Origin of the sequence: uncultured Holdemanella sp., assembly GCF_958348295.1 — a bacterium.
Classification (GTDB): Bacteria; Bacillota_I; Bacilli_A; order Erysipelotrichales; family Erysipelotrichaceae; genus Holdemanella.
This window is the reverse complement of sequence record NZ_CATVYQ010000074.1, coordinates 1-6534: the sequence shown is the minus strand read 5'-3', so window position 1 is coordinate 6534 and position 6534 is coordinate 1. Positions and strand designations below refer to the sequence as shown.

The following is a 6534-nucleotide window of genomic DNA, read 5'->3' as shown; positions in this document are numbered from 1 at the left end:
GTAACACCAATTCCACACAACGGATGTCGTCCACCAAAACGACCTCGTGGATAGTAAAAGGAGGATAACGATGCAGGAATTTGAAAGAGCTTCACTTCATAAAGAATTTGTGGATGAAGAAAACAATACTGGATCTTATATCTTTGAACCTCTTGAAAGAGGTTTTGGAATTACGATTGGAAATACAATTTGCCGTACATTATTAACAAGTGTACCAGGCACACGCATTGTTGGATTTAAATTATCTGGATATGATGGAAAAGCAACAATGGTTGACGGTATTTTAGAAGATATCTATCGTATTTCATTAAATTTAAAAGCTGTTCAATTATACAATGATGGAGAAGGATTCCAAACATTGCATATTTCAAAGAAAGGACCAGCAACAATTCAGGCGGCTGACATTATTTGCCCAGAAGCTGTAGAAGTTGTAGATCCTGAACAAGTGATTTGTACTTTAGAAAAAGGTGCAAGCTTGGAAATGGAAATTTATGCAGTAACTGGAACTGGATATAAGAGTTCAATTGAAAACAAAGTGTCATACGACTTTGGTGAAGATGTCGTAGTATTAGATGCAACTTTCACTCCAATCCGTAAAGCAGATTATTTATCAGAACCTGCTCGTGTTGGATTGGATAAAAAATATGATAAAGTACATATCAATGTAGAAACAGACGGTACAATTACACCTTTACAAGCTATTACAATGGCTGCAAAGATTTGTATGGAAAACTTAGATGAAGTTTTAACTGTTTCAGACTTGGAATTAGAAGAAAGTTTCATGGTTCAAAAACCTCAAGTTGAGGATGTTAAGAAAGTAAATACAATGATGATTGAAGATTTGGATTTATCTGTTCGTTCTTACAATTGTTTAAAACGTGCAGGAATTCAGACTGTCGATGAACTTACACAAAAAACAGAAGATGAAATGATGCACGTTAAGAATTTGGGTAAGAAATCACTCAAAGAAGTGAAGGACAAAATGTACCAATTGGGATTGTTCTTCAAATCGTATGAATAAGAGGAGTAAGAATCATGTGGAATCGTAAATTGGGACGTAAAGCCGATCATCGTAAAGCATTGTTGCGTAACATGGCAACATCTTTGATTGAAAACGGACAAATCGAAACAACAGAAATGAAAGCAAAAGAACTAAGTGCTGTAATGGACTCATTAGTAACATTAGCAAAACGTGGAGATTTACATGCACGTAGACAAGCAGCAGCTTATGTTCGTAATGTAGAAGTAGATGAAGAGGGAACAACAGCTCTTCAAAAATTATTCAATGAAATTGGACCAGCATATGCAGATCGTAATGGTGGATACACTCGTGTAATTAAGACTCGTATCCGTCGTGGGGATGCAGCTCCAATGGCTATTGTACAATTCGTGAAGTAGTAGTTACTACTTCACTTTTCTTTTAAGGAGCTAAAAATATGAGTGATTTAGAACAATACGCAAAAGAACATCAAGTGCCTATCATGATGGATGATGGACTTTCCTTTTTATTAGAAAAACTTAAAGAAAATCAATGTCTATCATTTTTAGAGTTAGGTACGGCGATTGCTCGTACATCAATTGAAGTGGCTAAGTTAGATCCTAGAATGAGAGTTGTCACAATTGAGAGAAATTCGGATATGATTGTTCAGGCTAAAAAGAATATTGAAGAAAGTGGTTTATCTAATCAAATTATGTTGATTGAAGGTGATGCTCTTGAAGTCGATGTAAATGGGCAATTTGACTGTATTTTTATTGATGCCGCCAAGGCACAATATCAACGTTTTTTTGAGAAATACTGTAAGCATTTAAATGAGAATGGTATAATTGTATCAGATAATATGAATTTTCATGGGCTTGTACAACATCCGGAATTGACTCAAAATCGCAATACACGCCAATTAGTTCGTAAGATTCATGATTATCATACGTATTTGGCAAATCTTTCAGATTATGAAACTGCATTTTATGATTATGGAGATGGAGTTGCCGTAACAAGGAGGAAATAACTATGAAGCTTTTTAAGTTTTTATTAGGAGCTGCAACGATTACAGTTAGTGCTTGCGCAGTTGCAGGTAAGGTGCGTCGTGATAAACAAAGACAAAAAGAATTAGACGAATTTTTATGTCCAGATATTGATGAACCAATCGAAAAAGATATTCAACCAAGTGATAGCCCATTGAAAAATATGGAGTCGGATATCATGGGGTTTAAAGATGCACAAGAAGAAATTCTTCCAGTAACTTTAACTTATTGTTTTGATTCGAAGGATCACGCAAAACAATTCCAAACAGAAGTTGCAGAAAATGGCTTAACATCTTCTTACGATGATGAAGATAAAGTTGTGGATGTGATTTATCATGATGGTGTAAATGAGAGTGATTTAAAAATATTATCAGATACACTTGTAAATGCTTGTACTAACACAAGTGCAGAATATAAAGGATTTCATTTTAATAAATAGTGGCTTGAGCGTGCTCAAGCTATTTTATTATGGTATAATATTTCTGTTTATGGTGGAGGATATGTAATGGAAGCGATTGAAGTTTCACATTTAACTTTTTCCTATGATGGGGAAAATGATATATTAAAAGATATTTCTTTTTCAATTCCAAAAGGAAGTTATACAACAATTATTGGACATAATGGTTCTGGTAAGAGTACAATGGCAAAACTAATTATTGGTTTATTGGAAGCGAAAAATGGAAAAATTCAGATTTTAGGTCAGGAACTAAATGAAGAAAGTGTATACGAATTAAGAAGTCATGTAGGTATTGTATTCCAAAATCCAGACAATCAATTTATTGGTTCTACAGTAGCAGATGATATTGCCTTTGGTTTAGAAAATCATTGTGTAGAACAAGAAAAGATGCAGGGTATTATTGAGGATGTCGCAAGTCGTGTCGGAATGACGGATTTTTTAAGTGCCGAGCCTACTAAATTATCTGGTGGACAAAAACAACGTGTTGCGATTGCGGGCATTTTAGCGATTGAACCAGATATCATTATTTTTGATGAATCAACAAGTATGTTAGATCCTCAAGGTAAGGCAAGTATCAATGAACAAATTCGCAAGTTACATGAGGAAAAGAATATCACGATTTTATCAATTACACATGATATGGAAGAGGTTGCTCAATCTGAAAATGTCATTGTATTAGAGAATGGTGAAATTGCGATGCAGGGTACGCCAATGGAAATTTTTAAACAAGAAGATAAATTGGCTAGAATGCAGTTGGATATTCCTTTTGCGTTAAAGATTTCGAAGGAATTAAAAAAGCGTGGAATCTTTAAAGAAAATGTATGTCGTTTAGATGAGGTGGTTGAAAAGTTATGTCGATTGAAATAAAGAAATTAGAGCACATATATAATGAAAATACACCTTTTTCTCATGCAGCATTAAAGGGTATTGATCTTTCAATTCCAGAAGGGAAAGTTACAGCTATTATTGGGCAGACGGGTTCTGGTAAATCAACTTTAGTTCAACATTTAAACGGTCTATTGATACCAACAGCTGGTACTTTGGATATTTGCGGTTTTCATATTCAACCTTTGTTGAAAATCAAAGATGTGAAGCAATTAAGAAAAGAAGTTGGACTTGTATTCCAGTTTCCTGAGTATCAATTGTTTGAAGAAACGATTGGTAAGGATATTGCGTTTGGACCAAAAAACTTTGGAACAAGTGAGGAAGATGCTTCAGAATTGGTAAAGAAAGTCTTGCCTATTGTAGGATTGGATGAAAGTTATTTAGATCGTTCCCCTTTTGATTTGAGTGGAGGACAAAAACGTCGTGTTGCGATTGCGGGTATTTTAGTATTAAATCCAAAAGTTTTAGTTTTAGATGAGCCAACTGCAGGACTTGATCCTCAAGGCGCTCAGGAAATGATGACTTTGTTTATGAACTTAAATAAAAAAGAAGGTAAAACTGTTCTTTTAGTAACTCATGATATGGAGCATGTCATGAATTATTGTGATCATGTAATCGTATTGAGTCATGGTGAAGTTACGCAGGAAGCGGATGTAAAGGAGTTCTTTAAGCATCCAGAATATTTACAAGAGATTGGTATCAATCCACCTAGTATTGTGCGTTTGAAGATGCAGCTAGAGGAAAATGGATTTGAGATGGATCCAGATACAATGGATATGAATTCACTTGTGGATTCAATAGAAAAGCAGGTGAAGAAACATGAATAATGTTGCGTTAGGACAATATATGCCATTAGATTCAGTGGTTCATAAGATGGATCCAAGATCTAAGATCATGATCATGTTGTTTTTAATGGTTGCGATATTTATTCCTGCGGGAGCCCTTGGATATGTGGTTATTGGTATTTTTATTTTATTTAGTTTATATTTATCAAAATTAAATATTAAATATGCCTTAAGAACAATGAAACCAATGTTATGGATGATGGCTTTCTTGTTGGTTATTAACCTATTGGTTATTAAAACAGGAACACCTTTGTTTTCGATTAAGGGATTTACAATTTATAGTGATGCCGTAAATCAAACTTTGTATATTGTGGTACGTTTAATGTTGATGATTATTATCACAACTGTATTAACAGCTACAACGAAACCTTTGGATTTGACTTTGGGAATTGAAAAATTGTTGAAGCCATTTGAAAAAATTGGTGTACCAGCTCATATTATTGCGATGATGATCAGTATTGCACTGCGTTTTATTCCTACATTAATTGAAGAAACACAGCGTATTATGAATGCGCAGGCAAGTCGTGGTGTGGATTTAGAAAATGGTAGTATCAAAGAAAAAATCATGGCTATTTTATCTTTGATTGTTCCATTGTTTGTTTCTGCGTTTGATCGTGCAGATCAACTTGCGAATGCGATGGAAGCTAGAGGGTATGATCCTTCTAGAAAAAGAACACGTTACAAAGTGTTAAAGATGCAAACTATCGATTATGCTTCAATGATTTTAAGTGTTGTCGTTCTTTGTGCTTGTATTGGTATTTGGGTATTATGATCGTAAAGGCACTTGTTAGCTATGATGGTTTTAACTATGCAGGCTGGCAAAAACAAGAGAATGCCTTAGGCATTCAACAAGTGATTGAAGAAGCTTTGTATAAGATCACAAAAGAGCATGTAGATGTTGTTGCGAGTGGAAGAACGGATGCGGGTGTTCATGCGTTGGGCCAAGTTTTTCATTTTGAAACAAGTAAAAATATTCCGGCCGTTCAATATGAAAGAGCTCTAAATGCATTGCTTCCTAAAGATATTCGTATTTTAAAAACGGAAGAAATGCACGATGATTTTCATGCACGTTTTAGTGCTGTAGGCAAACGTTATGATTATTATTGTTCGTATGATATAAAGAATCCTTTTAATTATAAGTATCGTAATCTATTGGCAAAAGAATTAGATATAAATGCGATGGAAAATGCATCAAAAGTTTTTTTAGGGACGCATGATTTTACTAGTTTTGCCTCAAGTAAAATCGATCCTAGAAAGCCAAGGGTTAAAACAATTTCAAATATTGAAATTTTAGAAGAAGGAACAGATGTACACTTTATTTTTGAGGGGACGGGTTTTTTAAGGTATCAAGTTCGAATGATGACGGGTACTTTAATTGCGGTAGGCCAACATAGAATTGAAGTGGATGATGTTCAAAAAATGTTGAACGCGAAGGATAAGTCGGCATGTCGTTATAATGCGGTAAGCTGTGGGTTATACTTAGTGGAGGTAAAATACAATGAGACAAACTAATTTTCATACTCATACTTCACGTTGCCATCATGCGTATGGTGAGGATGAGGAAATGGTTCGTGCTGCCATTCAAAATGGTTTTGAAGTATTGGGCTTTTCAGATCATGCGTGTTGGAAATATGACTCTGATTTTGTGGCGCATATGCGTATGAAGCTTGATGAATTCGATGATTATAAAGATAGCATTTTATATCTGAAAGATAGATATAAGAAGCAGATTGAGATTCGTTTTGGTTTAGAAGCTGAATACTTTCCTAAATATATGGATTGGTTATTGGATTTCTGTATTAAAAATGAAATTGATTATTTGATTTTTGGCAATCATTATTATGGTACAGATGAGGATCATATTTATTTAGGTGGTGCCAAAGGAGAATATATTAAAGGATATTTCGATACTTGTGTCGAAGGTATGAAAACAGGTATGTATGCATACTTAGCTCATCCTGAATTGATTTTAAGAGATACAGGTGGTTTTATCACGCCTGAAATTGAAGAGGGATTTCACCGTATTTGTAAGACCAGTCAAGATTATAATGTTCCATTAGAATTTAACGTATTGGGTATGCAACACAATATGCGTATGGGGTACGAGGAGTATCCACACACTAAGTTTTGGCAAATCGCTGCTCAATATAATGTGAAAGTAATTCTAGGTATGGATGCGCATAGAATTGGTGATTTGGATCAAAAATTATATAATTTGGCTTTGGAAAAACTATCTAAATTTGATGTAGAAATCATTGACGACATACCTTCAATTGATTATAAAAAGATAAAAGAAAATAAAATCAGAGTTTAGCTAAAATAAAG

9 protein-coding genes are annotated in these 6534 nt (G+C 34.3%); all 9 read left to right on the top strand.

From position 1 onward, the window contains the following. The first annotated feature begins 70 nt into the window (after window positions 1-70). The 9 genes from Q3907_RS10220 to Q3907_RS10180 all read left to right on the top strand — a co-directional run bounded on the left by Q3907_RS10220 (window position 71) and on the right by Q3907_RS10180 (window position 6523). Complete coding sequence (locus Q3907_RS10220) at window positions 71-1021, top strand: DNA-directed RNA polymerase subunit alpha (protein WP_295647465.1); 951 nt, start codon at window positions 71-73, stop codon at window positions 1019-1021. A 14-nt stretch (window positions 1022-1035) separates the two neighbouring features. After that, complete coding sequence (rplQ, locus tag Q3907_RS10215) at window positions 1036-1398, top strand: 50S ribosomal protein L17 (protein ID WP_295560582.1); 363 nt, start codon at window positions 1036-1038, stop codon at window positions 1396-1398. Window positions 1399-1436: 38 nt separating this feature from the next. After that, the gene (locus Q3907_RS10210) at window positions 1437-2006 is read left to right on the top strand and encodes an O-methyltransferase (protein WP_295560584.1); all 570 of its coding nucleotides are present in this window, start codon (window positions 1437-1439) and stop codon (window positions 2004-2006) included. Between the two features lie 2 nt (window positions 2007-2008). Beyond that, a complete protein-coding gene (locus Q3907_RS10205) occupies window positions 2009-2461 on the top strand; it encodes a hypothetical protein (protein ID WP_295560586.1) in 453 nt (150 codons plus the stop codon). Between the two features lie 66 nt (window positions 2462-2527). Further along, the gene (locus Q3907_RS10200; RefSeq protein ID WP_295560588.1) at window positions 2528-3346 is read left to right on the top strand and encodes an energy-coupling factor transporter ATPase; all 819 of its coding nucleotides are present in this window, start codon (window positions 2528-2530) and stop codon (window positions 3344-3346) included. Further along, window positions 3331-4191: an energy-coupling factor transporter ATPase gene (locus tag Q3907_RS10195; RefSeq protein WP_301898197.1), complete on the top strand. Its 861-nt coding sequence runs from the start codon at window positions 3331-3333 to the stop codon at window positions 4189-4191. The genes Q3907_RS10200 and Q3907_RS10195 overlap by 16 nt, the downstream gene beginning before the upstream one ends. Continuing rightward, window positions 4184-4981 (top strand): energy-coupling factor transporter transmembrane protein EcfT, encoded by a 798-nt coding sequence (locus Q3907_RS10190; protein ID WP_301898196.1) that lies wholly within the window; start codon window positions 4184-4186, stop codon window positions 4979-4981. Before Q3907_RS10195 ends, Q3907_RS10190 begins: the two co-directional genes overlap by 8 nt. Beyond that, window positions 4978-5721, top strand: a complete 744-nt coding sequence (gene truA / locus Q3907_RS10185) for a tRNA pseudouridine(38-40) synthase TruA (RefSeq protein WP_301898195.1) — start codon at window positions 4978-4980, stop codon at window positions 5719-5721. The genes Q3907_RS10190 and truA overlap by 4 nt, the downstream gene beginning before the upstream one ends. Beyond that, entirely contained in the window at window positions 5708-6523 is an 816-nt protein-coding gene (locus Q3907_RS10180; RefSeq protein WP_301898194.1) for a histidinol-phosphatase, read from the top strand. The genes truA and Q3907_RS10180 overlap by 14 nt, the downstream gene beginning before the upstream one ends. Window positions 6524-6534: the final 11 nt, after the last annotated feature.

Coding starts and splice junctions, on each gene's coding strand:
- Q3907_RS10220 (WP_295647465.1), top strand. CDS start 71: ATGCAGGAATTTGAAAGAGCTTCACTTCATAAAGAATTTGTGGATGAA.
- rplQ (WP_295560582.1), top strand. CDS start 1,036: ATGTGGAATCGTAAATTGGGACGTAAAGCCGATCATCGTAAAGCATTG.
- Q3907_RS10210 (WP_295560584.1), top strand. CDS start 1,437: ATGAGTGATTTAGAACAATACGCAAAAGAACATCAAGTGCCTATCATG.
- Q3907_RS10205 (WP_295560586.1), top strand. CDS start 2,009: ATGAAGCTTTTTAAGTTTTTATTAGGAGCTGCAACGATTACAGTTAGT.
- Q3907_RS10200 (WP_295560588.1), top strand. CDS start 2,528: ATGGAAGCGATTGAAGTTTCACATTTAACTTTTTCCTATGATGGGGAA.
- Q3907_RS10195 (WP_301898197.1), top strand. CDS start 3,331: ATGTCGATTGAAATAAAGAAATTAGAGCACATATATAATGAAAATACA.
- Q3907_RS10190 (WP_301898196.1), top strand. CDS start 4,184: ATGAATAATGTTGCGTTAGGACAATATATGCCATTAGATTCAGTGGTT.
- truA (WP_301898195.1), top strand. CDS start 4,978: ATGATCGTAAAGGCACTTGTTAGCTATGATGGTTTTAACTATGCAGGC.
- Q3907_RS10180 (WP_301898194.1), top strand. CDS start 5,708: ATGAGACAAACTAATTTTCATACTCATACTTCACGTTGCCATCATGCG.